Origin of the sequence: Thermodesulforhabdus norvegica (genome assembly GCF_900114975.1) — a bacterium.
Lineage (GTDB): Bacteria > Desulfobacterota > Syntrophobacteria > Syntrophobacterales > Thermodesulforhabdaceae > Thermodesulforhabdus > Thermodesulforhabdus norvegica.
Genome location: NZ_FOUU01000010.1, coordinates 60,547 through 83,913 on the forward strand (window position 1 = coordinate 60,547; position 23,367 = coordinate 83,913).

Sequence of the window (23,367 nt, forward strand, 5' to 3'; positions counted from 1 at the left end):
CCCTCAAGAAAAATGTATAAGCTCGATCTCATGACTTAAAATCTCCGCCACCCCAAGGGACTCCATAAAATCTATAATCCGGTCCAGAAGGGAATTCATTTCGCGACCTTCGTTACCGACAACGGCAACGGCAACGGTAGCCTTCTGATAAAGATCCTGATCTGCCACTTCGGCCACGGAGACGTTAAATCTGTGCTTACTTTTCTCAACAATGCTCTTTACAACCTTGCGTTTGGCCTTCAATGAGGCGACGCCCGGTATGTAAAAGGTTATCCTCGCCACCCCTACCGTCATGGCTTACTGCTCACTTTCCTCAGAATCCTTCCCGACCTCACCCACCACATCAACGGTGGGTTTGATCTCTTCCATGACAAAGGCTTCAAGAACGTCACCCACCTTCACGTCGTTGAAATTCTCAACGAGAATCCCGCATTCAAAACCGGCCTTTACCTCCTTCACGTCATCCTTGAAGCGTCTCAGCGAAGCAATCTTACCTTCGTAAACCACCACCTGATCTCTCAAGACCCGGACCTTTGCCCCTCTCTGGATCACCCCATCAAGGACATAACAGCCCGCTACCGTGCCCACACGGGAAATATGGAAGGTCTGACGCACTTCGGCGCGGCCAAGTATTTTCTCGCGATACTCGGGTTCCAGCAATCCGGCCATTGCGTCTTTTATGTCGTTGATCACCTGATAGATGACGTTATAGAACCTCACATCGACATGTTCACGCTGGGCAAGATCCTCAACCTTGCTATCGGGTCGCACATTGAAGCCTATTACTATGGCATTGGATGCCGAAGCCAGCATTATGTCCGTTTCGTTTATGGCACCCGTAGCGCCGTGAATTATATTGATCTTAATCTCTGGATGTTTCAGGCGTTTTACGGCATCGGTAAGGGCTTCCAGAGAACCCTGCACGTCGGCCTTAATGATAAGGTTGAGTTCCTTGAGTTCGCCTTCACGGATCTGCTCATAAAGCTTTTCCAGAGTGATCTTCGTGGTCCTGGAAAGCTCTTTTTCTCGCTGTTTTCTGAGTCTGTGCTCTGCAACCATCCGGGCCTGTTTTTCGTCTGCCACAACGGCAAAATCGTCACCGGCCATAGGAACGCCGGAAAGCCCTATCACCTCAACTGGCATCGATGGGCCTGCTTCGCTTATTCTCTGCCCCCTATCGTTAAACAGACTCCTCACCCTTCCGTAATGGACGCCACAGACATACGCGTCCCCGACCCTGAGCGTTCCTTCCTGAATAAGAACCGTGGCAACGGGTCCACGTCCCTTCTCCAGCTTTGCCTCAATCACCCTGCCTCTGGCCGGTTTATTGGGATTGGCCTTCAGTTCCATTAACTCGGCCTGAAGCAATATCATCTCCAGAAGGTCGTCTATGCCGATCTTTTTCTTGGCCGAGACTTCCACCATTATCGTGTCACCGCCCCATTCCTCGGGTATAAGGCCATGTTCGGCAAGCTCACGCTTTACCCGATCCGGGTTTGCTTCAGGCTTATCAATCTTGTTTATTGCTACAATAATGGGAACATTTGCGGCTCTGGCATGATTTATGGCCTCAACCGTCTGTTGCATGACGCCGTCATCTGCCGCAACAACCAGAACCACGATGTCCGTAACCCGGGCCCCTCGAGCCCTCATTGCAGTAAAGGCCTCATGACCGGGGGTATCCAGAAACACCACATCTCCGTTATCCAGTTTTACATGGTAGGCTCCTATATGCTGGGTAATGCCCCCGGCTTCTTCCGCGGTAAAGTTGGTATGCCTTATGGCGTCAAGGAGAGAAGTTTTCCCGTGATCAACGTGTCCCATAACCGTTACCACAGGAGGACGTGGTTTCAGATCCTCCGGACGGTCTTCTTCCGTACGAAGTATGTCTTCTTCCTCAAAGCCCGTTTTTTCCACTTCATATTCAAATTCTGCCGCAACAAGTGCTGCCGTATCGAAATCAATTGCCTGATTTACCGTTACGGGAAGCCCGAGGAGCAATAACTTTTTAACCACCTCGGCGGCCTTCACGCCCATTTGTTTGGCAAGCTCGCCGACCGTTATGGCCTCTCCTATCTTTATTTTCCTCTTACCGGCCTTGGGCGGGAGAGTTCCAGGCCGGCTTTCCTTTACCTCCGAAGAAGCGGCCTCCTCAGGTACTTCTTCGGAAACACGATGTTCCTCGGCCTGTCTTCCCGGCCTGGATACCTTTTCCAGCACATCCTCTTCGTCTCTTTTCCCCTTCCTTTCAGCACGGTCTCTGAACTTTTTCCCTGCCTTGAAAGGCTTTTTTACAGGCTCATCTTCGATACGGACTCGAACCTTCTGCTCCAGCTCTTCTTCGATGTCATCCTCGGGCTCGGGAATGAACTCGGGAAGCTGAACGATTTTAGCGGCCTCATGCTTTCTGGATTTCCTGCGTTTCCGCCTGCGATGCCTTTTCTGTTTCCTTTCTTCGGCCCTCTCAGAAACCTCTGCACCCTCCTCGGCCCGGGGCGGCTCAACTTCTTTTTCCTGAGGACGAACTTCTTCGACACTCTCGGCCGGCCTTTCTACCTCCTTTACTTCAACGACTTCCACCTGCGCCTTCTCTTCGGACGACACCTCTTCCGCAAGCTCAGATACCGGGTGCTCCTCTTCGGCTGATTCGGGTACGATGCCACCCGTTTCGGAAATTACGTCGGCTTCGGCAACTACTTTTTCTCCTTCCGGCTCCAGTCGATCACCGACGGCTTCTTCGGTAACCTCCTGGGCAACTTCCTGAGCCTCTCCAGCTTCTTCCGCTTCCGTCAGCTCAGTATCGGCCACCATCTCAGGCTCCCCGGATTTTTCGACAGGCCGAGCCTCCACCTCTTCAACCAATTCTTCGGACTCGGACCGAGCTTCCACCGCCTCCGACACTGCCTCTTTCGCGACAACTTCGGCTTTCTCCTGGACCTCCCCTTCGGCCACCGTTTCTTCTTCTGGCTCTACAGTCGGTGTTTCCTTTCTTCTCCTTCGGATTATCTTCTGAGGTTGCACGCCTTCGTCGAGAACCCTAGTCTTTTTAACCACCTTTTTGAAGTGCCTACGGATGTAGGAAACATCCGAATCGCTCACCATGCTCATGTGATTTTTTACGGGAATTCCCATCTCAAGCATCTTGTCCATCAGCTCTTTTGCACTCATTTTCAATTCTTTGGCGAGTTCATGAACCCTCATGCGTGCCATATAAACACTCCCTCAGAAGATATCTTGCTCCCTGCAACCGGATTTCGCGAACCCCTTAAAGCCACGGGCCCGACCTTTAAAGGCATTAATCAGAGTTTTCCCCCATTTCAAATAATCCACACAGCCGGGACAAACGTAAGCCCCTCTGCCAGGCATTCTGCCCTCTGAATCCACTACGACCATACCGTCTTCATCAACGGCCAGCCTTATCAATTCGTCCTTGTAGCGACGTTCTCGACAAACCACACACATTCTGACAGGCCTGTGTCCTCTGCGAGCCATTTTTTCAACCATGCATAAAAAGCATCAACCATCATCGGCGGCATCCTTTTGCCCGGCATACTCTTCTTTATCCTCATCCGGGGTACTTACGAGAAACCGGGCCTGCTCTTTAAGACTTCTTATCGTCGGAAGAGACAGGTTCAATATGTCTTCAAGCTCTTCGTCCGGCGTATTTAAAAAAGCTTCAACAGAGGTTATCCCTTCATCGAAAAGGGCATCCGCCAGCTCTTCGTTCATACCCTCCAGATTCAGAAGACGGCGATATTCTTCGTCTTTAAGTCGTTCATATCTGCTCTCGCTTATTACGTCTATACGCCAGTTGGTAAGTCGAGCCGCCAGCCTTACGTTTTGACCTCGCTTCCCTATGGCAAGGGAAAGCTGGTCGTCGGGAACGATTACCTCCATAGACTGATTGGCCTGATCTATAATAACCTTTGTAACAACCGCAGGAGCCAGAGCATTGACCACAAACTTTGCAGGGTCCAGATTCCAGGGAACAATATCTATTTTTTCGCCTCGCAATTCCTGAACGACCTTTTGAACCCTGCTACCCTTGACGCCAACGCAGGCTCCCACCGGGTCAACATCGGGGTCACTTGATACCACGGCTATCTTAGCACGAGATCCGGGTTCCCTCGCGGCACCGATCACGCTAACTATGCCTTCCTGTATTTCGGGGACCTCCGTAAAAAAGAGCTGAATCAGAAAGGACGGATGAGTCCTGCTCAAAATGATCTGAGGCCCCTTACCGGAGCGTTTTACTTCAAGGACATAGGCCCTAATCCTATCACCCGGTCGATATACATCCTGAGGAATCTGCTCACTTGCGGGCAAAAAAGCTTCGGCTTTGCCAAGGTTTACGGTTATCCCGGAACGATCCACCCGCTGGACGATACCGTGAACAATAGTCCCCTTCTGATGTATGAACTCTTCATAGACGGCTTCGCGCTCCGCATCGCGCATCTTTTGCATAATAATTTGTTTGGCCGTCTGAGCCGCTATGCGGCCCAGATTTTCCGGATCAAGAGGCACGCCGATTTCGTCCCCTATTTCCGTTTCGGGATCGTATTCTCTTGCTTCTTCAAGAGAAATCTGGGTTTCCGGGTCATCCACCGTCTCTACCACCTCATGGAACCGATACGCCTCTATCGTTCCGGTTTCTTCGTTAAAAGAAACCTCCACATCTACCCGATTGCCATAGCGCTTTCGCACGGCACTTTCCACGGCATCAACCAGGGCTTCTATGAGTACCCTTCGATCTATTCCTTTTTCCCTACTAACCTGATCGATAAGCTGTAACAGGTTTGCAGTCATTATGTTTAATCCCCCCGATCGAAGATCCTTTGCTTCTTCCTTCCACGGCCAGAAGATCTCAGGTTCTCCGTCTCAAAATAAAGTAATCTCGCCTTTCCCACGATGGCAATGGGAATGTCATAAGCGTGACCATCACACTCAAGGGTAACGGTATCTTCCTTTACATCCACCAGGATTCCCTTGAAATTTTTCCTGCCTTCCACTACTTCCGTGGTTCTCACCCTTACGACGCTCCCCAGATATCTGGCAAAATGTTCCACTTTTCTAAGCGGGCGATCGACTCCTGGAGATGAAACTTCGAGATGGTAAGCGTGATCGATCGGATCGATAACATCGAGATAATCTCCAACAACCCGACTCACCCTAGTACAGTCTTCTATCGTCACACCATCGGGATGATCGATGTAAATCCTTAACACGTATCCCTGAGGCTCCCTCTGAAGCTCCATCTCGATGATTTCCATCCCTTCTGAAGCCACCACCGGCTCAAGCAATTCCCACAACTCGGCAATACCCTTTTTAAGCTTCATACCCCAAATCTACCTTCGTCTATCAAAAAAAAAGTGGGCTTATTGCCCACTTCCATTAGCAGACCCAGATCACGCACAGGTACAACTATGAACAATCCCTAACTCATAGTCAACAAACCCTCTTATGATCCGAATGTCCACCAATCGAAGCAGGCATTCAACCGTCCTACACGGCCAATGCCCCCTCAATAAGGGACACATTCTATGGAGCGGGCAACGGGCCTCGAACCCGCGACCCCAAGCTTGGGAAGCTTGTGCTCTACCAACTGAGCTATGCCCGCTCAAATCGTACTTAACCAAATAAAAGATATTTCATTTAAAGTCAAGATTTTAGACAGGCAACACAAATAAGAAATAGCGGATTTCACCATTCTTCGGCACTTTCTTCACTATCCATCAACCATCTCACCGATAAGGTCAAAATCTTCCGCTCCGGTAATTCTTACCCTGACAATGCTCCCAGGCTCTGTGAAACCGTTTTCTATAAACACACAACCGTCCACTTCAGGAGCCTGCCATTCCGTTCTGCCAATCAGACTGAAATTACCCTCCGGATCCTCTGTGTCCACAATCACAGGCAATTCTCTGTTCACAAACGTTGCAAGGCGGCTTCTAGAAATTTCGGTTTGAACAGCATAAAGAATATCCCGTCGCTCGTGTCTCACACTCTCGGAAACCTGCCCTTCCATTCTTGCCGCCTTCGTGCCCATTTCAGGCGAAAAAGCAAAAACCCCCAGATGCTCAAACCTGTACGCTTTTACGAATTCAACCAGCTCTTCAAAGTCGGCGTCCGTCTCACCCGGATAGCCCACTATGAAGGTGGTCCTGATGGCAACACCAGGCCACAGGCTCCTTATCCGTTCGACGACTCCTCCAGGCTCAAGGGCTTTCCCACTCCGTCCCATTGTCCTCAATATCCCCGGAACACAATGCTGTAACGGAACGTCAAGATAAGGTACCACCTTCTCAAGGTCGGCACAGGTTTTCAAAAAATCGTCACTAATGGTAGCCGGATGGGCATAGAGAACACGAATCCACCGGATATTTTTTGTCGTCGCATTTATGGTTTTCAAAAGCCTGGGAAGAGCACCTCCGTCTCTCCTATCAAGCCCATAAGATGTAATATCCTGAGCTACCAGAACGACCTCTTTAACATCTCTCCCGTCCAGATATGCAACCTCCCGAAGCACGTCCTCAAAATCCCGACTTCTAAAAGGCCCTCTTATTCTGGGAATGTAACAGTAGGCACACCTGTGAGAACAACCTTCTGCTATTTTCAGGTACGCATAGGACGGCGGCGTTGACAGGATGCGTCCCCGAAATTGCTCGAATCTGCAGGCGGGAGACGATATTTTAAGCCTTCTTTCCCCGTTTTTTAAAAATCTTACAAGTTCTTCGGCTACATCATCGTAATGAGCGGTACCCAGAAATAAGTCGACCTCCGGAAGCAAATTCAAAAGCTTTTTCCCATATCGCTGAACCATACATCCCGTTACAACCAGAACTCTGCATACTCCTCGCTCTTTGTACCGGGCATATTCCAGAATGGTATCTATTGCCTCTTCAACGGCCTCCTCAAGAAAACCACAGGTATTTATCACTATGGCTTCCGCCCGTGCTGGGTCAGAAACCAGACTGAAGCCCGCTTCTTCAAGAATTGCGAGCATCCTTTCACTGTCAACCAGGTTCTTTGAGCAACCAAGACTAATGAGAAGCGCCTTCTTTGCCATAAAAAACCCGAAGTTACCCAGAGCTAAAAAACAAAAAAAGAGGAACGTTACAGAAGTAACGCCCTCTAATTTTTTAAACAGCAGGATTTTTTTCTCAGGCCGACTCCTGAGACCCTCTGTCTCCCGCCTCTACAAGCTCAATAAGGCACATGGGAGCTCCGTCACCACGTCTGAAACCCATCTTTACGATCCTGGTATAACCGCCGTTTCTATCCCGGTATCGAGGCGCTATTTCGGCGAAGAGCTTATGCACCACCTTTTTGCTCCGCACAAACCCAAGAGCCTGACGTCTGGCGTGGAGATCCCCTCGTTTACCCAGAGTGATCAACCAATCGACAAAAGACCTGAGATCCTTTGCCTTGGGAACAGTGGTGTAAATCCTCTCATGTTGCAATAGAGAAGTTGCCATGTTGCGGAACATGGCAAGGCGATGTTCCGTCTTTCTTCCCAGCTTCCTTCCTGCTACCTTATGACGCATAGCCTTCCTTTTCCCTTTCCCTTTCCATTCGTTCTAATTCTTCCCTGCTCGGGAAACCTTCAAGCTTCATCCCCAGAGACAATCCCATTTCCGCCAGTATTTCTTTAATTTCATTGAGTGACTTGCGACCAAAGTTTTTGGTTTTAAGCATCTCCGCTTCCGTCTTCTGAACGAGCTCTCCTATATAGCGAATATCGGCATTTTTCAAGCAGTTTGCCGACCTTACCGAAAGCTCCAGCTCATCCACACGACGGAAGAGGTTTTCATTCCATTTGGGTTTTTCTTCCTCTTCAGGTTCTTCCTCGGGTTCCGGAAGTTCTTCAAAGTTAATAAATACGGTAAACTGCTCCTTCAAAATCTTAGCCGCATAGGCCAGTGCATCTTCGGGTTTTACGCTTCCATCGGTCCATATTTCCATGGTCAAGCAATCATAATCTGTAATCTGACCGACTCGAGCCTGGGTAACGGTGTAGCTGACCTTCTTAATGGGCGAAAAAATGGCATCCACGGGAATGGTTCCTATTGGAAGATCGGGATCGGCACCTCTGTCCGCAGGAACATAACCCTTACCGGTTTTTACGGTAAGTTCCATTCTGAGTTTAGCATCTCTGGAGGTTGTACAGATGTAGTGATCGGGATTCAGCACCGTAAGCTTACTGCTACCGCGAATATCTCCGGCCGTAACTATACCCTCACCCTCTTTTTCTATGTAAACCGTCACAGGATCGTCGGTTTCCATCTTGAACCTTACTTCTTTAAGGTTCAGGATTATGTCGGTCACGTCCTCAACGACACCGGGAATGCTGGAAAACTCATGAGCCACGCCGTCAATCTTAACGCTCGTTATAGCAGCTCCTCTGAGCGAAGACAGCAGAACCCGCCTCAGAGCATTTCCCAGGGTTATTCCGAATCCTCTTTCCAGGGGCTCACAAACAAACTTGGCATATCTATCAGGATCGGCACCTTTCTCTATCTTCAAACTCTTGGGTTTAATAAGCTCACGCCAATTTTTTTCTTTTTGCATGGTGTATCCTCACCTGCCTTATTGTGTCTCCGCTACGAGACAATAAAAACCGGCATACGAACTCCTCTAATTTCAGGAGTCCGATAACCGGCTTACAATATGCTAAAGTCACCGCTACTTGGAGTAAAACTCTACAATAAGCTGTTCCTGCACCGGAATATTCATCTCTTCCCGGCTGGGATAATACTTAAAAACCCCTTCATAAGCTTCTTTTCTCAACTCAAGCCACGGCGGTATTCCACGCCTGGGCACTGCCTCCAGAGCCTCGTTGATAACCGCAAGCTGACGACTCTTTTCCCTGACCGCAACTACATCCCCGGGTCTCAACAGATACGAAGGAATGTCAACCTTCTCACCGTTGACCAGGATATGACCATGCCTTACAAGCTGCCTGGCCTGTGCCCTTGACTGGGCGAAACCAAGCCGATAAACGGTGTTGTCTAAACGCCTTTCCAGTAGAATAAGGAAGTTTGTACCCGTAACCCCTTTCTGACGGTCGGCCTCTTTGAAATAGCGCTTAAACTGCTTTTCACTTAACCCGTACATCCTCTTCAGCTTCTGCTTCTCCCTGAGGCGGATACCGTAGTCCGACAGTTTAGGACGAAGGCGACCATGCTGACCGGGGGCATAACTCCGTCTTTCGTATGAACACTTGTCGGTATAGCAACGCTCTCCCTTAAGGTAGAGCTTCATATTCTCTCGACGACACAATCTGCATACAGGTCCTGTATATCGAGCCAAAGCCGGATCCTCCTTTCCAAAGATATCTAGACTCTTCGACGTTTTGGAGGTCTGCAACCATTATGAGGAATGGGAGTAACATCCTTTATTGCAACTATGTTCAGCCCGGCTGCCTGTAGCGCCCGCAAAGCCGCTTCACGACCCGATCCCGGGCCCTTTATGTGCACAATCACATTTTGCATACCGTGTTCCATCGCCTTTTTTGCAGCAGCCTCGGCGGCCACCTGAGCTGCAAAGGGAGTGGACTTTCTCGATCCCTTAAATCCCTCTGTACCTCCGCTAGCCCAGGCAATCGTGTTCCCGCTCATATCCGTAATAGTAACGATGGTGTTGTTAAAAGTGGACTGGATATGAGCTATTCCGTTTTGTACATTCTTCAGCTCTTTTTTCTTTCGTACTCCCCCACGACGTCTTGCCATATAGAAATGCCTCCTAAGAGCAATTAACCGGATTTCTTCCGCTTACCGATAATGGACCTTCTGGGCCCCTTGCGAGTCCTGGCGTTAGAGTGGGTTCTCTGACCTCTTACGGGAAGCCCTCTTCTGTGCCGCAACCCTCTGTAGCATCCCATGTCCATAAGTCGTTTGATGTTCATTGCAACTTCAGCGCGCAACTCACCTTCCACCTTGTACTGGGTATCGATGATTCTGCGCAAAGTCGTAATCTGCTCGTTGGTCAACGCATCGGTTTTCGTGTTGGGATCGATCCCCGCCTGGGCCAGAATCTTTTTTGCCGTAGATCTACCGATCCCGTAGATGTAAGTCAGAGCAATCTCGATGCGTTTATTCTTGGGCAAATCCACACCTGCAATACGAGCCAAAGCCTATCCTCCTATCCCTGTCTTTGCTTGTGCCTGGGGTTTTCACATATTACCCTGATAGATCCGTGGCGTTTGATTATCTTGCATTTCCTGCATATTTTCTTAACAGATGCTCTCACCTTCATGCTCAGCCCCTCGCTACGATTTAGCACGATACACAATGCGGCCCCTTGTCAGGTCATAGGGCGACAGTTCGACCGTCACCTTATCTCCCGGAAGAATCCGTATGAAGTGCATTCGCATCTTACCCGATATATGGGCCAGCACCCTATGCCCGTTGGGCAACTCAACTCTGAACATGGCATTAGGCAGTGTTTCAACCACCGTACCTTCAACTTCTATAGCATCCTCTTTGGGCATGCCTCCGGCTCTCCTCCTGCCAGATCTTATTGATCCAAAAAAAAGTATTCTATCAAACCACCAAACCTTGTAAAGCAAAAATTACCTGGCCATCTCTACTTTTAAACCGTCAAGAGAAGTAAGGATCTCAGGCCCCTCTGGCAAGATCGCCACGGTATGTTCATAATGAGCCGAAAGCTTTCTGTCTCTCGTAACCGCCGTCCATCTGTCAGGGAGAATCTCAATCTCCGGACTCCCCTCGTTTATCATGGGTTCGATGGCCAGAACCATTCCCGCCTTCAGGGCTACTCCCCTTCCCGGAGGACCGTAATTAGGTATCTGAGGATCTTCGTGAAGCTTTCTTCCTATGCCGTGGCCCACAAATTCACGAACCACAGAATAGCCAAAACGCTCAACGTGTTTCTGAATAGCATGAGAAATATCCGAAAGCCTCCGTCCAACCCGCGCCTGTTCAATCCCTTTATACAGAGATTCCTCCGTTACCTTACAAAGCCTCCGGGCCTGCTCGCTGATATTCCCAACCGGCACGGTAATGGCCGCATCTCCGTAAAAACCATCAACTACTACGCCGAAATCAAGGCTTATTATGTCCCCTTCTTTAAGAACCTTTTTTTTTGAGGGTATCCCGTGGACAATTTCTTCATTAACGGAAGCGCACAGAGCGTAGGGATACCCTCTGTAGCCTTTGAAGGCCGGCTTTGCCCTTTTCTTATAAGCAAGCTCCTCACTCAAACGGTCTAAGTCCCAGGTCGAAATTCCAGGCTGTACAGCTTCCCGCAATTGCTCAAGGATTTCCGCCACGATCATACAGGCCTGCCGGATCTTCTCTATCTCCCTGCGACTCTTTAGCTCAATCACCGTCCTTTTCTTCACAACTTAACCCAGTACAGAAACAATCCTCTGAAATATCTCATCTATAGCACCAAGACCATCTATGCGGCGCAACTTGCCCTGCTTTTCGTAATAATTAATTAAAGGCTCCGTTTGATCCTTGTAAACCTTAAGACGAGACGTAACGGTTTCAACGTTGTCATCATCACGCTGGTAGAGCTCTCCGCCGCACTTATCACACACGCCTTCTTTCTTGGGAGGATCGAAGACGACATGAAACCCGGCACCACACTGCCTACAGGTCCTGCGCCCCGTCAGGCGCTTCACCAGTTCCTCGTCAGGAACCTCTATGCACACCACATGATCTATCTGCTGTCCGAGTTCGGAAAGCATCTTATCCAGTGTCTCGGCCTGGCTCACATTTCTCGGAAAGCCGTCCAGCATGAAGCCTTTCTTACAATCTTCCTGCTGGATTCTTTCTTTTACAAGACCTACCACAACTTCATCGGGAACGAGTTGCCCGGCATCCATATACTTTTTCGCTTCAAGCCCCAGTTGCGTACCGGCAGCCACCGCCGCACGCAACATATCACCCGTCGATATCTGTGGAATTCCATAACGTTCCATCATTCTCTTTGCCTGCGTACCCTTACCTGCTCCAGGCGGACCCAACAAAATGATATTCATCGCATCCTCCTTCTTCCATCAACCCGACAAAAACCGACCAAACACACCATAAAACGGAAAAGACAACTTCAACCTGCTACCTCCGCCCCACGATCCTACCGGACTTGAGAAATCCCTCATAGTGTCTGGTCAACATGTGCGCCTCAATCTGAGCAACGGTATCGAGGGCCACACCAACCACAATCAGAAGAGCCGTACCGCCAAAATAGAACGGTACATTGAAATGGGTGATCAGTATCTGGGGAAGAATACACACAGCCGACACATACAAAGCCCCACCAAGAGTAATACGGCTCAGGACCTTGTCTATATATTCAGCCGTCGCCTTTCCGGGGCGGATTCCCGGTATGTAGCCTCCATATTTTTTCATGTTATCTGCTACGTCAACGGGATTAAAAACAATGGCAGTGTAAAAATAGCAGAAAAAGATGATAAGACCCACATAAAGTATATCGTGCAAAAGATGTCCCGGAGACAGCATTCTGGACACAGATTGAAGTATGGGATGGGGCACAAAGTTTGCGATCGTTGCCGGAAACATAATCAGGGAAGAGGCAAAGATCGGCGGAATTACACCGGAAGTATTGATCTTAAGCGGGATGTGGGTGCTCTGACCACCGTAAACCCTTCTTCCCACAACACGTCTTGCGTACTGAACGGGGATCCTCCTCTGACCTCGCTCCATAAAAATAATAAACCCAACAACCACAACCATAAGGACCAGAACCACAAGTCCCTTAAAGAGGCTCATCTCTCCAGTTTCCATAAGGCGCAGGGTATTACCCAGAGCTCCCGGCATACCGGCAACGATTCCTGCAAAAATGATAAGCGATATTCCGTTTCCAATCCCCCGCTCCGTTATCTGCTCACCAAGCCACATGATAAATGCGGTGCCGGCCGTAAGCGTTATAACGGTCATGAATCTGAAGCCCCATCCGGGATCGAGCACTATCGGCTCCCCTCCGGGCCCGGTCATCCCTTCAAGCCCAAAGGCGATGCCAAAACCCTGTATAACGCTGAGAAGCACGGTGCCATAACGCGTGTACTGAACTATTTTCTTTCGTCCCGCTTCGCCTTCTTTCCGTAGCTGATCCAGGTAAGGAATGACAACGGTGAGTAGCTGAAGAATGATCGATGCACTAATGTAGGGCATAATACCCAGAGCAAAAACCGAAAGGCGCCTCATGGCGCCTCCCGAAAACATGTCAAAAAGCCCCAGCAGGGTTCCCTGGGCCGCATTAAAAAAAGCGGTAAGTGCCTCAGCATTGATACCGGGAACGGGAACATGAACTCCGATACGGTATACGGCAAGCAGTATAAGGGTAACACCTATACGCTGCTTCAGCTCCGGAATCTTTCCAATGTTTTGAAAGCCTGTAAACATCTACCCTGCCTCTCATACTACGATATAATCGAAACCGTTCCCCCCACCTGCTGTACCTTCTGAATTGCCGCCTCACTTGCCCTGTGTACCTTAATGGTAAGAGGATGTTTCAGCTCGCCGTCGGCAAGCAGCTTTATCCCGTCCTTTATCTTTTTAACAAGACCGGCCTGCTTTAACTCATCAGGCCCCACCTCGGCATTAGCGGGAAACCTGTTGAGATCCCTTAGATTCACCACCGCATACTCTTTGCGGAAGATGTTGGTAAAACCTCGTTTGGGTATCCTTCTAATCAAAGGCATCTGACCGCCTTCAAACCAGGGCGGAATCTTTGCTCCCGATCGGGCTTTCTGACCTTTATGACCCTTTCCGGCCGTCTTGCCCCATCCGGAACCCGGACCGCGACCCACCCGTTTTCTCTCTTTTCTTGAGCCCGGTGCCGGCTTTAGATCATGCAACCTCAGACCCATATCAGTTACCTCTCCATCCTATTTCTGATCATCTTCTACGGGTTCGACATCGACCAGATGAATCACCTTCTTGATCGCGCCCACTACGGGCGGCGTGGCATAGAGAACACGGCTTTTATGGAGCTTTGTAAGCCCAAGAGCACGAAGTATGCGGCGATGCTTCTCCGGTCTACCTATGGGACTCCTCACAAGGGTTACCTTTATAGGCTTAGCCATCAAGACCTCCTACCTGAGAATCTCCTCTACCGTCTTCCCTCTCATACGGGCCACTTCCTCGGGGCTTCTCAGAGCCTTAAGACCTTCCATTGTGGCCTTAAGAACATTGTGTGGATTTCGGGAGCCGATACACTTGGTAAGGATGTCGGTTACCCCGGCGGCTTCCATTACCGCACGAACGACACTCCCTGCGATAACTCCCGTACCCGGCGATGCCGGTCTCAAGACGACCTTAGAAGCACCAAATTCCCCGTCCACTTCGTGAGGGATAGTCCCGTTTATGAGAGGTATTGTTACCATATTACGCTGGGCTGCTTCCATGCCTTTTCGGATTGCTTCCGGCACTTCTTTGGCCTTCCCCAGAGCAAACCCCACGCGTCCATTACCATCACCAACCACAACCAGTGCGGAAAAAGAAAACCTGCGCCCGCCTTTTACGACTTTGGCCACACGGTTGATATAAACGACCTTGTCTATGAGTTGCAGATTTTGAGCTTCTGTAGCTTTCTGCCTCGTCAAGGCTTTGCCTCCCCTCGAACAATTCTAAAATTGCAATCCTGCAGCACGAGCTCCTTCGGCAACGGCTCTTACACGACCGTGATATTTATAACCGTTTCTGTCAAAGACCACCTTGCTTATTCCCTTCTCCAGAGCCTTCTTGCCAAGCAGCTCTCCGACTTTTTTCGCAGCCTCCACCTTACCCTTAATCTCCGCCAGTTCAGCTCTAAGTTCCGGAGAAAGCGTTGAAGCGGACACGAGGGTCACCCCTCGCTCATCGTCTATTATCTGGGCATACATATGCTTAAGGCTTCTGTAAACGCACAGGCGAGGGCGTTCTTCGGTTCCCTTCACTCGCTTGCGTATCCGTTTTTTTCTTCTCAGCCTACCTTCCACTCTAGGATTCACACCTGATCCCATATACAAGCACTCCCCCAATTTTCGTAGCTATTTTCCGCCAGCCTTTCCAACTTTACGACGTACTTCTTCGTCGCCATACCTTATGCCCTTGCCCTTGTAGGGCTCTACCGGACGAAGGGCTCTAATCCTTGCGGCCGTGAGCCCAAGAAGTTCCTTATCGGGACATTCCAGCTTTATAACGGTTTGCTTATCCACCGAGGCTTTAACGCTTTCGGGCAACGGGAACTCAATAGGATGGGAATATCCAAGAGAAAGATGAATGGCATTCCCCTTAACTTCGGCTCTGTAACCCGTTCCGAAAATATGAAGCTCTTTCGTAAAGCCCTTGTGAACACCCGTAACCATGTTGTTTATAAGTGTCCTAACCAGACCGTACATAGCCCTGGCACGACGCGTCTGGTTACGGGGTCTCACACGCACCTGATTGTCTTCCATGAAAATCTCAACATCCTCAGGGAACTCCCGGCTTAGCTGCCCTTTAGGGCCCTTCACCGACACTTTATTCCCTTCAATTTTCACTTCCACTCCCTGAGGAATCTGCACAGGAAGTTTTCCAATACGGGACATGACCCGCACTCCTTTCACTCAAGTTCTTTAGGGGACCTCAAAAGTCCCGTTACCAGACGGTGCAAAGCAGTTCACCACCAACTCTCTGCTTCCGGGCTTCTGCATCGGTTATTACGCCACGAGAGGTGGAAAGAATTGCAATACCAAGCCCGTTAAGAACTCTCGGTATTTCGTCGTGCCCTACGTATATTCGTCTGCCCGGCTTGCTGACCCTCTTCATACCGGTTATTGCGGCACGACGATTTTCATCGTACTTTAAGTGTATTCGAATAATTCCCTGCTTGTTATCTTTAATGAACTTGTAATGACGTATGTAACCTTCTTCCTTTAATATCCTCGCAATACTAAGCTTCATCTTCGATGCAGGGATATCAACCTTATCATGCCTCGCCCGCTGGGCGTTCATGATTCGATTCAGGAAATCGGCAATCGGATCAGTCATAACCATAAGGACCCACTCCTCCCGCTCTCACCAGCTGGCCTTTCTTACTCCGGGCAACTCACCATTTAACGCCATGGTTCGGAAACAGATACGACACATACCAAACTTGCGCAGGAATGCCCTTGCCCTACCACACAAAGGACAACGATTGTATTTCCTTACTTTGAACTTCGGAGTACGCTGCGCCTTTATCATTAAAGCCTTACGAGCCAAAGTACCTCCCTCCCCTATGCTCTAAAAGGCATACCAAAGCCCTCAAGAAGGGCCTTTGCTTCCTCATCGGTTTCGGCCGTGGTAACTATCGTAACGTTCAAGCCTTTTATCTTATCGACTTTATCGTAATCAATTTCAGGGAATATTATATGTTCCCTAATCCCCAATGTGTAATTTCCCCTACCGTCAAAAGACCTCGGGGATACTCCTCGAAAGTCTCTAATCCTAGGCAGTGCAACGTTAATAAGCTTTTCCAGAAAATCGTACATCCGATCCTTCCGCAGCGTGACCATACACCCTATGGGCATCCCTTTACGGAGTTTAAAAGCGGCTATGCTTTTTCTGGCCCGGGTAATAACAGGCTTCTGTCCGCTTATGAGAGCCAGATCGGCCGAGGCAGTCTCCAAAATCTTTGCATTCTGGATAGCTTCTCCAAGCCCCATGTTCAGCACTATCTTCTGAAGCCTTGGCACCTGCATGGGGCTGCGATACTTAAAACGCTCCATCAGCATGGGACGAATCTCTTTTTCGTAAACCTCTCTCAGCCTGGACATGAACTCCTCCACCGTGGACGTCAGCCGTCGATGACCTCTCCACACTTCTTGCAGTAACGAACCTTGGATTGGTCATCGAGGAACTTATAGCCCACACGAGTTGGCTTACTGCATTTGGGACACACCAACATTACATTGGAAATATGAATTGGAGCCTCCCGCTCCAGAATTCCACCTTCCTGAGAATAAGGACCGGGTCTCAGATGTCTTTTCACCATATTCAGCTTTTCCACTATCACCCGATCTTTCTTCTTTATCACCCTCAAAACCTTGCCGGTTTTTCCCTTCTCCTTGCCGGCAATAACCATTACGATATCGTCTTTTTTTATCTTGAACTTCTTCTGATATTTCGGCACTGCGACCGCCTTCTTTCCACCCATCAGGACCACCTCACGATTTAAAGCACTTCAGGGGCAAGCGACACAATTTTCATGAAGTTTTTAGCCCTCAATTCACGGGCAACAGGCCCGAAAATTCGCGTACCGATTGGGTCTCCCGCGTTGTTAATCAACACCGCCGAATTGTCGTCAAACTTGATGTATGACCCGTCGGGGCGCCTGACCTCTTTTTTCGTCCGCACGACAACTGCCCGAACCACGTCGCCTTTTTTCACCTTTGCGTTGGGCAGGGCTTCCTTCACAGAACAGATAATTACGTCGCCCACCGTTGCATATCGACGCTTGCTGCCCCCCAGAACGCGAATGCAATAGAGCCTCTTTGCTCCGGAATTATCAGCCGCGTTCAATTGAGTTTCTTGCTGAATCATGGCTTACCCTCACCCCTGCAGATCCTGTACTTCCTGCAAATCCACGTCACCTCTTTTAACCTCACGCTCCAGAATCTTAACAACCCGCCATCTTTTGGTCTTGCTAAGAGGTCTCGTCTCCTCAATCAGCACCCGGTCTCCTTCGCGACAGAGATTCTGAGGATCATGAGCCTTAAATTTCTTGCGTCGACGTACGTACTTTCGATATTTCGGATGCTGCACAAGCCGTTCAACGAGAACGGTTACGGTCTTATCCATTTTATCGCTTACCACTATCCCGACACGGGTCTTTCTCTGAGATTGCCTCTTTTCATCCATGTGTCGCTACCCTCACGCCGCCTCTGACTCCCGTTGTTTTTCTCGCAATACCGTCAATACCCGGGCAATATCTTTTTTGGTTTTTTTGAGAGCCGCCGTGTTCTGCAATTGCCCGGCAGAATGCTGAATTTTCAGATTAAAGAGAGCCTCTCTGAGTTCTTTCAACTTCTGATGAAGCTCAGCCTCTGTAAGCTGTCTCAATTCACTGGCCTTCATAGTATATCCTGCCTCGAAACAAATCTTGTTGCTATCGGAAGTTTATGGGACGCAAGCCTGAAGGCCTCCCTGGCCACCTCCTCCGACACGCCTTTAATTTCATAAAGGATCCTTCCGGGTTTAACCACGGCCACCCAGCCTTCAGGAGATCCTTTTCCCTTACCCATTCGAGTTTCCGCAGGTTTCTTCGTAATGGGCTTGTCGGGAAATACGCGAATCCATATCTTTCCACCACGCTTTACATAGCGGGAAATGGCTATTCGTGCAGCTTCTATCTGTTTTGACGTAAGCCAGCCACACTCCAGGGCTTTAAGGCCATAATCGCCAAAACTCACCTTATTACCCCGGTAGGCGGTTCCTTTCATCCGTCCCTTTTGCCGTTTTCTGTACTTTACTCTCTTTGGCGCCAGCATCTCAGAATCTCCTTAAAGAACCTCTCCCTTAAATATCCATACCTTTATCCCGATAACTCCGTAGGTCGTCTTTGCCACAGCCGTTCCGTAGTCGATATCCGCTCGCAAGGTGTGCAGAGGCACCCTTCCTTCCCGGTACCACTCTCTTCTGGCCATTTCGGCGCCGCCAAGCCGCCCGGCACAGGCAACCTTAATTCCCTTTGCACCGGCCTTGAGTGCTGCCGCAACGGCGCGCTTCATCGCCCTCCGGAAAGCAACTCGACGTACGAGCTGCAAGGCTATGTTTTCGGCTACCAGAGTCGCGTCGAGCTCCGGCCTTCTGACCTCTTTAATGTCGATGAGAAATTCCCTGCCGAATTTATTCTCCAGATCCTTCCTCAGGGACTCTATCTCAACGCCCTTCTTGCCGATAACGATTCCCGGTCTTGCAGTATGAATGATAATTTTAACCTTGTTTGCCGCTCGCTCTATCTCAATCCGAGATATGCCGGCATGGAAGAGCCGATTCTTTATGAGGTCCCTGATACGGCGATCCTCAACGGCAAACTTTGCATAGTCCCTTTCGGAAAACCACTTTGAATCCCACGTCTTAATTATGCCGAGCCGAAAACCTTTTGGATGTACTTTCTGACCCAAGCCTCACACCTCCACACACCTTTTCACAATTGCTAAATGCCTATTCCTCCGCCACCACTATCACAATGTGACTCGTACGCCGCACAATAGGCCTTACCCGCCCCATTGCACGAGCCTTCCATCTTTTAAGTCTAGGGCCTTCGTTAACGTAAATTTCCTTAACGTACAACGTGTCCACGTCCATCATCTTCGTGTTTTCAGCATTAGCCACTGCCGATGCCAGAGTCTTGTAGATAAATCGCGCCGCCTTCCGTTTCCTCGTAAATCTCAGGATCCTGTACGCTTCCTCCACTTTTTTACCCCGGATCAGGTCGGCAACCAATCGAGCCTTTTGTGGAGAAATTCGCACGTACTTGGTAACCGCTCTCGCTTCCATTATTTCTTCCCTTTGACCTTCGATTTCTTATCGCCTGCATGACCGTAAAAGGTTCTCGTAGGTGCAAATTCTCCCAGCTTATGACCGATCATGTTTTCCGTAATATAAACGGGAATAAACTTTTTCCCGTTATGCACGGCAATAGTGAGACCAACAAATTCCGGCACAATGGTAGATCGTCGAGACCAGGTCTTTATGACCTTACGATCCCCCGTCTGTTTGGCCTTCAAAACCTTCTTCATTAAATGATCGTCAACAAATGGTCCCTTCTTCAAGGAACGCGGCACAGCAACCCTCCTTTACTTTCTACGCCGCACAATAAACTTATCACTCGGCTTATTGGGCTTTCTCGTTCTATATCCCTTGGTCGGCACACCCCAGGGAGTACAGGGATGACGTCCACCGGAGCTCCTGCCTTCTCCACCGCCCATAGGATGGTCCACGGGGTTCATGGCAACACCACGCACATGGGGGCGCCACCCCAACCACCGGTTGCGGCCGGCTTTACCTATGCTGACGTTAATGTGATCAATGTTTCCAACCTGCCCGATGGTAGCCTTACATTCCTGAAGAACCATTCTCATCTCACCAGAAGGAAGCCTCAAAACGGCGTACCGACCCTCTTTTGCCATAATCTGTATGGCCGCACCTGCTGCACGTCCAAGCTGACCACCTTTGCCGGGCTGGAGTTCTACGTTATGAACGATCGTTCCCACCGGTATTGCTTTGAGACGCAGGCAGTTACCCGGCTTTATATCGGCCGTATCACTTGTGATAACCCGATCGCCAACCTTAAGACCAAGAGGCGCTATAATGTAGCGTTTTTCACCGTCAACATAATGCAGCAGGGCGATGTTGGCAGATCTGTTGGGATCGTACTCTATCGCCGCAACCTTGGCCGGTATGTTTTCCTTATCCCTTCGGAAATCAATAATGCGATAAAGACGCTTATGGCCTCCACCTCTATGCCAGGCAGTAATGCGACCCTGGTTGTTTCTGCCGCCGGTCTTCTTCAGCGGCTTCACCAGGCTTTTTTCCGGTTCCTTTTTGGTAATTTCCTCAAAGGTCAGATAGGTCTGGAACCGTCGACCCGGTGACGTTGGTTTTACGGTTCTTATACCCATTGGTTCTTCCCCATCCCTTTCGATCTTTTAGACGCCTTCGAAGAACTCCACCCGCTGACCGGGTTTAATCGTAACAATTGCTTTTTTCCAGTCAGGGGTTCTGGTCCAATACCGGCCAACCCTTTTTTTACGACCCTTAACATTTATGGTCCGAACACTAATAACATCGACCTTGAAGATCTGCTCTACTGCCTTTTTTATCTCTATTTTATTGGCCCGACGATCTACTTCAAAATGTAACTTATTGTACTGCTCCTTTTGAGCAAGGCTTTTTTCAGTGAGAATCGGCCTTTTTATAATTTCGTATGCCTTCAATTCTTCGCTCATCGCCCTAAAAACTCCTCTATTCTCTTTACGGTATCGCGGGTCAAAACCAGGTGATGAAACTTCAATATGTCATAAACATTAAGGCCTTCGCTTCTGAGAACCTTCACATCGGGTATATTTCTGGCCGATTTCTCAACAATATCGTCTCTTTCGGGTATAACTATCAGTGGCTTTTCCCAGCCGAACCTTTCCACGATGGCAACCATATCCTTCGTTCTGACTCGCTCCAGCCTGAGAGCATCCAATACGGTGAGCTCTGAGTCGCGAAGGCGCTGAGTCAGGGCCATCTTTAGAGCCAGACGCCTCATCTTTTTGGGAACTTTGAAGGCGTAGGAACGCGGTCTCGGACCGTGAACAACACCTCCACCTCTCCACAGAGGCGATCGGATGGATCCCGCACGAGCCCTTCCCGTTCCTTTCTGTCTCCAGGGTTTCCTACCACCACCCGAAACCTCAGCCCGCGTCTTTGTCTTAGCAGTGCCCGCACGACGCTTTGCAAGCTGGTAAAGCACCACCTGATGGAGTACCGGGATCTTTACCGTAACGTCGAATATGTCATCCCTAAGGGATATTTGATCAACCACCTGACCTTCAATGTTATAAACATCTACCACCGGCATATCGTTTCCCCGACCTAATCTTTTATTTCACCCTGTTAGTCTTCCGCACGAGCACCGTACCGTTCGGCGCACCGGGTACTGCTCCCTTTACCAGAATAACGTTTTCTTCAGGGCGAATATCCACAATACGCAGGTTCAGCACCGTTACACGTTCATTGCCGTAGTGTCCGGGCATTTTCTTTCCTTTTATTACCCTGCCCGGAAAGGTTGCGCATCCCGTAGAGCCCGGTTCCCGTATATTCTTGCAACCGTGGGTCATCGGTCCCCGGCTAAAGCCCCAGCGTTTGATGGTGCCGGCAAATCCCCGTCCTTTACTCCTCCCTATAACATCCACCCGTTCTCCAATCTGGAATACCTCTTCAACCCGAATTTCCTGACCCACTTCAAAAGTCTCCACGTCATCAACACGAAATTCCTTCAGAACGGCGAAAAAGTGTTCTCTACCGGAGTTTTCCAGCGCCTTCTTCATGTGACCCTGCAAAGGACGGGTAACATTCTTGGCCTTCTTCACCCCGAAACCTAGCTGGACTGCCTGATATCCATCTCGATCAACGGTCTTGACCTGCGTGACCACACAGGGCCCGACTTCCAGAACCGTCACGGGCACAACAGACCCATCTTCAGCAAAAACCTGTGTCATTCCCAGTTTTCGACCTATAAGTCCCCTAATCATGGCTATGCGCTCTCTTCCGACTTATCCATCCGCCTCACAAACTTATGATTTAATCTCAACATCTATACCGGCAGAAAGGTCGAGTTTCATGAGTGCATCAACCGTCTGCTGAGTCGGCTCGAGAATATCTATCAATCGCTTATGCACCCGGATCTCGAACTGCTCCCTGGATTTCTTGTTAACATGAGGAGACCTCAGAACCGTATATCGATGAATTTCAGTAGGGAGCGGTATCGGCCCGGCAACTCTTGCACCGGACCTGTGAGCCGTTTCAACTATTTCTCGAGCCGCCTGATCCAATAATCGATGATCATAGGCTTTGAGGCGGATTCTTATTCTTTCACCCACGTTCATTGTATCTTCACGCCTCCGAACGACGAGAACCAGCCGTTATTCAATTATCTCCGTAATTACTCCGGCGCCTACTGTTCTACCGCCTTCACGAATTGCAAATCGAAGCTCCTTCTCCAAAGCAACGGGCGTAATAAGCTCAACCTCCATGTTCACATTATCTCCCGGCATCACCATCTCCACACCCTCAGGCAACTTAATCGTCCCCGTCACATCGGTCGTCCGAAAATAAAACTGCGGCCTGTAACCACTAAAAAAGGGCGTATGCCTACCACCCTCCTCCTTCTTCAATACATACACCTCAGCCCTAAACTTCGTATGAGGCGTTATACTACCAGGCTTCGCCACCACCTGACCACGCTCAACCTCATCCCTCTTCACACCACGAAGCAATATACCTATGTTATCACCAGCTCGCCCCTCATCCAAAACCTTACGAAACATCTCCACACCAGTACAAACCGTCTTTATCGTCGGTCCAAAACCTACTATCTCCACCTCATCTCCAACCCTGATCACACCTCGCTCCACCCTACCAGTAACCACCGTCCCCCGACCGCTTATCGAAAACACATCCTCTATCGGCATCAAAAAAGGCTTGTCCACATCACGCACAGGCTCCGGTATGTAATTGTCTATCGCATCCATCAACTCAAATATACAACGCGCATCCTCACTATCAGGATCATCCGCCTCCAACGCCTTCAACGCAGAACCCTTCACCACTGGAACCTCATCACCAGGAAAACCATAGGTGCTCAACAACTCCCGAACCTCCA

Annotated in this window: 38 protein-coding genes and 1 tRNA gene; all 39 read right to left on the reverse strand. The window is 49.6% G+C overall.

Annotation, left to right across the window (positions count from 1 at the left end; genetic code table 11):
- Positions 1–3: 3 nt before the first annotated feature.
- A complete protein-coding gene (locus BM091_RS11805) occupies positions 4–294 on the reverse strand; it encodes a DUF503 domain-containing protein (protein WP_093396018.1) in 291 nt (96 codons plus the stop codon).
- Positions 295–297: 3 nt separating this feature from the next.
- A complete protein-coding gene (gene infB, locus BM091_RS11810) occupies positions 298–3,210 on the reverse strand; it encodes a translation initiation factor IF-2 (RefSeq protein WP_093396019.1) in 2,913 nt (970 codons plus the stop codon).
- Between the two features lie 12 nt (positions 3,211–3,222).
- Positions 3,223–3,492: a YlxR family protein gene (locus tag BM091_RS11815; protein ID WP_093396071.1), complete on the reverse strand. Its 270-nt coding sequence runs from the start codon at positions 3,490–3,492 to the stop codon at positions 3,223–3,225.
- 24 nt (positions 3,493–3,516) lie between these two features.
- Complete coding sequence (nusA, locus tag BM091_RS11820) at positions 3,517–4,806, reverse strand: transcription termination factor NusA (protein ID WP_093396021.1); 1,290 nt, start codon at positions 4,804–4,806, stop codon at positions 3,517–3,519.
- A 5-nt stretch (positions 4,807–4,811) separates the two neighbouring features.
- Positions 4,812–5,336, reverse strand: coding sequence for a ribosome maturation factor RimP (locus BM091_RS11825; protein WP_093396022.1), 525 nt, complete (start codon positions 5,334–5,336; stop codon positions 4,812–4,814).
- 205 nt (positions 5,337–5,541) lie between these two features.
- Positions 5,542–5,617 (reverse strand) — tRNA-Gly (locus tag BM091_RS11830).
- A gap of 108 nt (positions 5,618–5,725) precedes the next feature.
- Positions 5,726–7,066 (reverse strand): 30S ribosomal protein S12 methylthiotransferase RimO, encoded by a 1,341-nt coding sequence (gene rimO, locus BM091_RS11835; protein ID WP_093396024.1) that lies wholly within the window; start codon positions 7,064–7,066, stop codon positions 5,726–5,728.
- Between the two features lie 94 nt (positions 7,067–7,160).
- A complete protein-coding gene (rplQ, locus tag BM091_RS11840; protein ID WP_093396025.1) occupies positions 7,161–7,544 on the reverse strand; it encodes a 50S ribosomal protein L17 in 384 nt (127 codons plus the stop codon).
- A complete protein-coding gene (locus BM091_RS11845; protein ID WP_093396027.1) occupies positions 7,534–8,568 on the reverse strand; it encodes a DNA-directed RNA polymerase subunit alpha in 1,035 nt (344 codons plus the stop codon). Before BM091_RS11845 ends, rplQ begins: the two co-directional genes overlap by 11 nt.
- 114 nt (positions 8,569–8,682) lie before the next feature.
- Positions 8,683–9,309: a 30S ribosomal protein S4 gene (gene rpsD / locus BM091_RS11850; RefSeq protein ID WP_093396028.1), complete on the reverse strand. Its 627-nt coding sequence runs from the start codon at positions 9,307–9,309 to the stop codon at positions 8,683–8,685.
- Positions 9,310–9,335: 26 nt separating this feature from the next.
- Positions 9,336–9,728 (reverse strand): 30S ribosomal protein S11, encoded by a 393-nt coding sequence (gene rpsK / locus BM091_RS11855; RefSeq protein ID WP_093396030.1) that lies wholly within the window; start codon positions 9,726–9,728, stop codon positions 9,336–9,338.
- Between the two features lie 23 nt (positions 9,729–9,751).
- Complete coding sequence (gene rpsM / locus BM091_RS11860) at positions 9,752–10,129, reverse strand: 30S ribosomal protein S13 (RefSeq protein ID WP_093396032.1); 378 nt, start codon at positions 10,127–10,129, stop codon at positions 9,752–9,754.
- An 11-nt stretch (positions 10,130–10,140) separates the two neighbouring features.
- The gene (rpmJ, locus tag BM091_RS11865) at positions 10,141–10,254 is read right to left on the reverse strand and encodes a 50S ribosomal protein L36 (RefSeq protein ID WP_093396033.1); all 114 of its coding nucleotides are present in this window, start codon (positions 10,252–10,254) and stop codon (positions 10,141–10,143) included.
- Between the two features lie 13 nt (positions 10,255–10,267).
- The gene (infA, locus tag BM091_RS11870; RefSeq protein WP_093396035.1) at positions 10,268–10,489 is read right to left on the reverse strand and encodes a translation initiation factor IF-1; all 222 of its coding nucleotides are present in this window, start codon (positions 10,487–10,489) and stop codon (positions 10,268–10,270) included.
- An 81-nt stretch (positions 10,490–10,570) separates the two neighbouring features.
- Positions 10,571–11,347, reverse strand: a complete 777-nt coding sequence (map, locus tag BM091_RS11875; RefSeq protein ID WP_093396073.1) for a type I methionyl aminopeptidase — start codon at positions 11,345–11,347, stop codon at positions 10,571–10,573.
- Between the two features lie 18 nt (positions 11,348–11,365).
- Positions 11,366–12,007: an adenylate kinase gene (locus BM091_RS11880; protein ID WP_093396036.1), complete on the reverse strand. Its 642-nt coding sequence runs from the start codon at positions 12,005–12,007 to the stop codon at positions 11,366–11,368.
- A 76-nt stretch (positions 12,008–12,083) separates the two neighbouring features.
- The gene (gene secY / locus BM091_RS11885) at positions 12,084–13,391 is read right to left on the reverse strand and encodes a preprotein translocase subunit SecY (protein WP_093396038.1); all 1,308 of its coding nucleotides are present in this window, start codon (positions 13,389–13,391) and stop codon (positions 12,084–12,086) included.
- Positions 13,392–13,408: 17 nt separating this feature from the next.
- On the reverse strand, positions 13,409–13,852 hold the full coding sequence (gene rplO, locus BM091_RS11890; RefSeq protein ID WP_093396074.1) for a 50S ribosomal protein L15: 444 nt from the start codon (positions 13,850–13,852) through the stop codon (positions 13,409–13,411).
- A gap of 24 nt (positions 13,853–13,876) precedes the next feature.
- Positions 13,877–14,074, reverse strand: coding sequence for a 50S ribosomal protein L30 (gene rpmD / locus BM091_RS11895; RefSeq protein WP_093396039.1), 198 nt, complete (start codon positions 14,072–14,074; stop codon positions 13,877–13,879).
- A gap of 9 nt (positions 14,075–14,083) precedes the next feature.
- A complete protein-coding gene (gene rpsE / locus BM091_RS11900; protein ID WP_093396041.1) occupies positions 14,084–14,593 on the reverse strand; it encodes a 30S ribosomal protein S5 in 510 nt (169 codons plus the stop codon).
- A gap of 24 nt (positions 14,594–14,617) precedes the next feature.
- Complete coding sequence (rplR, locus tag BM091_RS11905) at positions 14,618–14,992, reverse strand: 50S ribosomal protein L18 (RefSeq protein WP_093396042.1); 375 nt, start codon at positions 14,990–14,992, stop codon at positions 14,618–14,620.
- A 27-nt stretch (positions 14,993–15,019) separates the two neighbouring features.
- Positions 15,020–15,559, reverse strand: a complete 540-nt coding sequence (gene rplF / locus BM091_RS11910; RefSeq protein WP_093396044.1) for a 50S ribosomal protein L6 — start codon at positions 15,557–15,559, stop codon at positions 15,020–15,022.
- Positions 15,560–15,608: 49 nt separating this feature from the next.
- Complete coding sequence (gene rpsH / locus BM091_RS11915; RefSeq protein WP_093396046.1) at positions 15,609–16,007, reverse strand: 30S ribosomal protein S8; 399 nt, start codon at positions 16,005–16,007, stop codon at positions 15,609–15,611.
- A 21-nt stretch (positions 16,008–16,028) separates the two neighbouring features.
- On the reverse strand, positions 16,029–16,214 hold the full coding sequence (locus BM091_RS11920; protein ID WP_093396047.1) for a type Z 30S ribosomal protein S14: 186 nt from the start codon (positions 16,212–16,214) through the stop codon (positions 16,029–16,031).
- A gap of 14 nt (positions 16,215–16,228) precedes the next feature.
- Entirely contained in the window at positions 16,229–16,768 is a 540-nt protein-coding gene (gene rplE / locus BM091_RS11925; RefSeq protein ID WP_093396049.1) for a 50S ribosomal protein L5, read from the reverse strand.
- Between the two features lie 20 nt (positions 16,769–16,788).
- Positions 16,789–17,148: a 50S ribosomal protein L24 gene (gene rplX, locus BM091_RS11930; RefSeq protein WP_093396050.1), complete on the reverse strand. Its 360-nt coding sequence runs from the start codon at positions 17,146–17,148 to the stop codon at positions 16,789–16,791.
- A gap of 17 nt (positions 17,149–17,165) precedes the next feature.
- The gene (gene rplN / locus BM091_RS11935) at positions 17,166–17,534 is read right to left on the reverse strand and encodes a 50S ribosomal protein L14 (RefSeq protein WP_093396052.1); all 369 of its coding nucleotides are present in this window, start codon (positions 17,532–17,534) and stop codon (positions 17,166–17,168) included.
- A gap of 9 nt (positions 17,535–17,543) precedes the next feature.
- Positions 17,544–17,852: a 30S ribosomal protein S17 gene (gene rpsQ / locus BM091_RS11940; protein WP_093396053.1), complete on the reverse strand. Its 309-nt coding sequence runs from the start codon at positions 17,850–17,852 to the stop codon at positions 17,544–17,546.
- A 12-nt stretch (positions 17,853–17,864) separates the two neighbouring features.
- Positions 17,865–18,068, reverse strand: coding sequence for a 50S ribosomal protein L29 (rpmC, locus tag BM091_RS11945; RefSeq protein WP_093396055.1), 204 nt, complete (start codon positions 18,066–18,068; stop codon positions 17,865–17,867).
- Complete coding sequence (rplP, locus tag BM091_RS11950; RefSeq protein WP_093396056.1) at positions 18,065–18,481, reverse strand: 50S ribosomal protein L16; 417 nt, start codon at positions 18,479–18,481, stop codon at positions 18,065–18,067. Before rplP ends, rpmC begins: the two co-directional genes overlap by 4 nt.
- Before the next feature lie 12 nt (positions 18,482–18,493).
- Positions 18,494–19,117 (reverse strand): 30S ribosomal protein S3, encoded by a 624-nt coding sequence (gene rpsC / locus BM091_RS11955; protein WP_093396058.1) that lies wholly within the window; start codon positions 19,115–19,117, stop codon positions 18,494–18,496.
- A 40-nt stretch (positions 19,118–19,157) separates the two neighbouring features.
- Positions 19,158–19,493 (reverse strand): 50S ribosomal protein L22, encoded by a 336-nt coding sequence (rplV, locus tag BM091_RS11960; protein ID WP_093396060.1) that lies wholly within the window; start codon positions 19,491–19,493, stop codon positions 19,158–19,160.
- On the reverse strand, positions 19,493–19,780 hold the full coding sequence (gene rpsS, locus BM091_RS11965) for a 30S ribosomal protein S19 (protein ID WP_093396061.1): 288 nt from the start codon (positions 19,778–19,780) through the stop codon (positions 19,493–19,495). Before rpsS ends, rplV begins: the two co-directional genes overlap by 1 nt.
- 12 nt (positions 19,781–19,792) lie before the next feature.
- Complete coding sequence (gene rplB, locus BM091_RS11970; protein ID WP_093396063.1) at positions 19,793–20,617, reverse strand: 50S ribosomal protein L2; 825 nt, start codon at positions 20,615–20,617, stop codon at positions 19,793–19,795.
- A 27-nt stretch (positions 20,618–20,644) separates the two neighbouring features.
- Positions 20,645–20,932, reverse strand: coding sequence for a 50S ribosomal protein L23 (gene rplW, locus BM091_RS11975; protein ID WP_093396076.1), 288 nt, complete (start codon positions 20,930–20,932; stop codon positions 20,645–20,647).
- Between the two features lie 8 nt (positions 20,933–20,940).
- Positions 20,941–21,564, reverse strand: coding sequence for a 50S ribosomal protein L4 (rplD, locus tag BM091_RS11980; RefSeq protein WP_093396064.1), 624 nt, complete (start codon positions 21,562–21,564; stop codon positions 20,941–20,943).
- Between the two features lie 22 nt (positions 21,565–21,586).
- Entirely contained in the window at positions 21,587–22,243 is a 657-nt protein-coding gene (gene rplC / locus BM091_RS11985; RefSeq protein ID WP_342745465.1) for a 50S ribosomal protein L3, read from the reverse strand.
- 36 nt (positions 22,244–22,279) lie between these two features.
- On the reverse strand, positions 22,280–22,591 hold the full coding sequence (rpsJ, locus tag BM091_RS11990; protein WP_093396068.1) for a 30S ribosomal protein S10: 312 nt from the start codon (positions 22,589–22,591) through the stop codon (positions 22,280–22,282).
- Positions 22,592–22,627: 36 nt separating this feature from the next.
- Positions 22,628–23,367, reverse strand: a 740-nt coding sequence (locus tag BM091_RS11995) for an EF-Tu C-terminal domain-related protein (protein ID WP_245735364.1), incomplete at its 5' end; no start/stop codon positions are given.

Excerpts from the sequence above, each read along its gene's own strand:
- rpsK (WP_093396030.1), bottom strand. The coding sequence starts at position 9,728 with ATGGCAAGACGTCGTGGGGGAGTACGAAAGAAAAAAGAGCTGAAGAAT.
- secY (WP_093396038.1), bottom strand. The coding sequence starts at position 13,391 with ATGTTTACAGGCTTTCAAAACATTGGAAAGATTCCGGAGCTGAAGCAG.
- rpmJ (WP_093396033.1), bottom strand. The coding sequence starts at position 10,254 with ATGAAGGTGAGAGCATCTGTTAAGAAAATATGCAGGAAATGCAAGATA.
- rplR (WP_093396042.1), bottom strand. The coding sequence starts at position 14,992 with ATGGGATCAGGTGTGAATCCTAGAGTGGAAGGTAGGCTGAGAAGAAAA.
- rpsJ (WP_093396068.1), bottom strand. The coding sequence starts at position 22,591 with ATGAACGTGGGTGAAAGAATAAGAATCCGCCTCAAAGCCTATGATCAT.
- rimO (WP_093396024.1), bottom strand. The coding sequence starts at position 7,066 with ATGGCAAAGAAGGCGCTTCTCATTAGTCTTGGTTGCTCAAAGAACCTG.
- rplE (WP_093396049.1), bottom strand. The coding sequence starts at position 16,768 with ATGTCCAGGCTGAGAGAGGTTTACGAAAAAGAGATTCGTCCCATGCTG.
- rpmD (WP_093396039.1), bottom strand. The coding sequence starts at position 14,074 with ATGGCTAAGCCTATAAAGGTAACCCTTGTGAGGAGTCCCATAGGTAGA.
- rplB (WP_093396063.1), bottom strand. The coding sequence starts at position 20,617 with ATGGGTATAAGAACCGTAAAACCAACGTCACCGGGTCGACGGTTCCAG.
- nusA (WP_093396021.1), bottom strand. The coding sequence starts at position 4,806 with ATGACTGCAAACCTGTTACAGCTTATCGATCAGGTTAGTAGGGAAAAA.
- rplN (WP_093396052.1), bottom strand. The coding sequence starts at position 17,534 with ATGATTCAGCAAGAAACTCAATTGAACGCGGCTGATAATTCCGGAGCA.
- rpmC (WP_093396055.1), bottom strand. The coding sequence starts at position 18,068 with ATGAAGGCCAGTGAATTGAGACAGCTTACAGAGGCTGAGCTTCATCAG.
- rplQ (WP_093396025.1), bottom strand. The coding sequence starts at position 7,544 with ATGCGTCATAAGGTAGCAGGAAGGAAGCTGGGAAGAAAGACGGAACAT.
- BM091_RS11815 (WP_093396071.1), bottom strand. The coding sequence starts at position 3,492 with ATGGCTCGCAGAGGACACAGGCCTGTCAGAATGTGTGTGGTTTGTCGA.
- rplF (WP_093396044.1), bottom strand. The coding sequence starts at position 15,559 with ATGTCCCGTATTGGAAAACTTCCTGTGCAGATTCCTCAGGGAGTGGAA.
- rplX (WP_093396050.1), bottom strand. The coding sequence starts at position 17,148 with ATGGGTGGAAAGAAGGCGGTCGCAGTGCCGAAATATCAGAAGAAGTTC.
- infB (WP_093396019.1), bottom strand. The coding sequence starts at position 3,210 with ATGGCACGCATGAGGGTTCATGAACTCGCCAAAGAATTGAAAATGAGT.
- rplV (WP_093396060.1), bottom strand. The coding sequence starts at position 19,493 with ATGGAAGCGAGAGCGGTTACCAAGTACGTGCGAATTTCTCCACAAAAG.
- rpsQ (WP_093396053.1), bottom strand. The coding sequence starts at position 17,852 with ATGGATGAAAAGAGGCAATCTCAGAGAAAGACCCGTGTCGGGATAGTG.
- rplD (WP_093396064.1), bottom strand. The coding sequence starts at position 21,564 with ATGCCGGTGGTAGATGTTTATAACATTGAAGGTCAGGTGGTTGATCAA.
- BM091_RS11825 (WP_093396022.1), bottom strand. The coding sequence starts at position 5,336 with ATGAAGCTTAAAAAGGGTATTGCCGAGTTGTGGGAATTGCTTGAGCCG.
- BM091_RS11805 (WP_093396018.1), bottom strand. The coding sequence starts at position 294 with ATGACGGTAGGGGTGGCGAGGATAACCTTTTACATACCGGGCGTCGCC.
- rpsH (WP_093396046.1), bottom strand. The coding sequence starts at position 16,007 with ATGGTTATGACTGATCCGATTGCCGATTTCCTGAATCGAATCATGAAC.
- infA (WP_093396035.1), bottom strand. The coding sequence starts at position 10,489 with ATGCCCAAAGAGGATGCTATAGAAGTTGAAGGTACGGTGGTTGAAACA.
- BM091_RS11880 (WP_093396036.1), bottom strand. The coding sequence starts at position 12,007 with ATGAATATCATTTTGTTGGGTCCGCCTGGAGCAGGTAAGGGTACGCAG.
- BM091_RS11845 (WP_093396027.1), bottom strand. The coding sequence starts at position 8,568 with ATGCAAAAAGAAAAAAATTGGCGTGAGCTTATTAAACCCAAGAGTTTG.
- rplP (WP_093396056.1), bottom strand. The coding sequence starts at position 18,481 with ATGCTGGCGCCAAAGAGAGTAAAGTACAGAAAACGGCAAAAGGGACGG.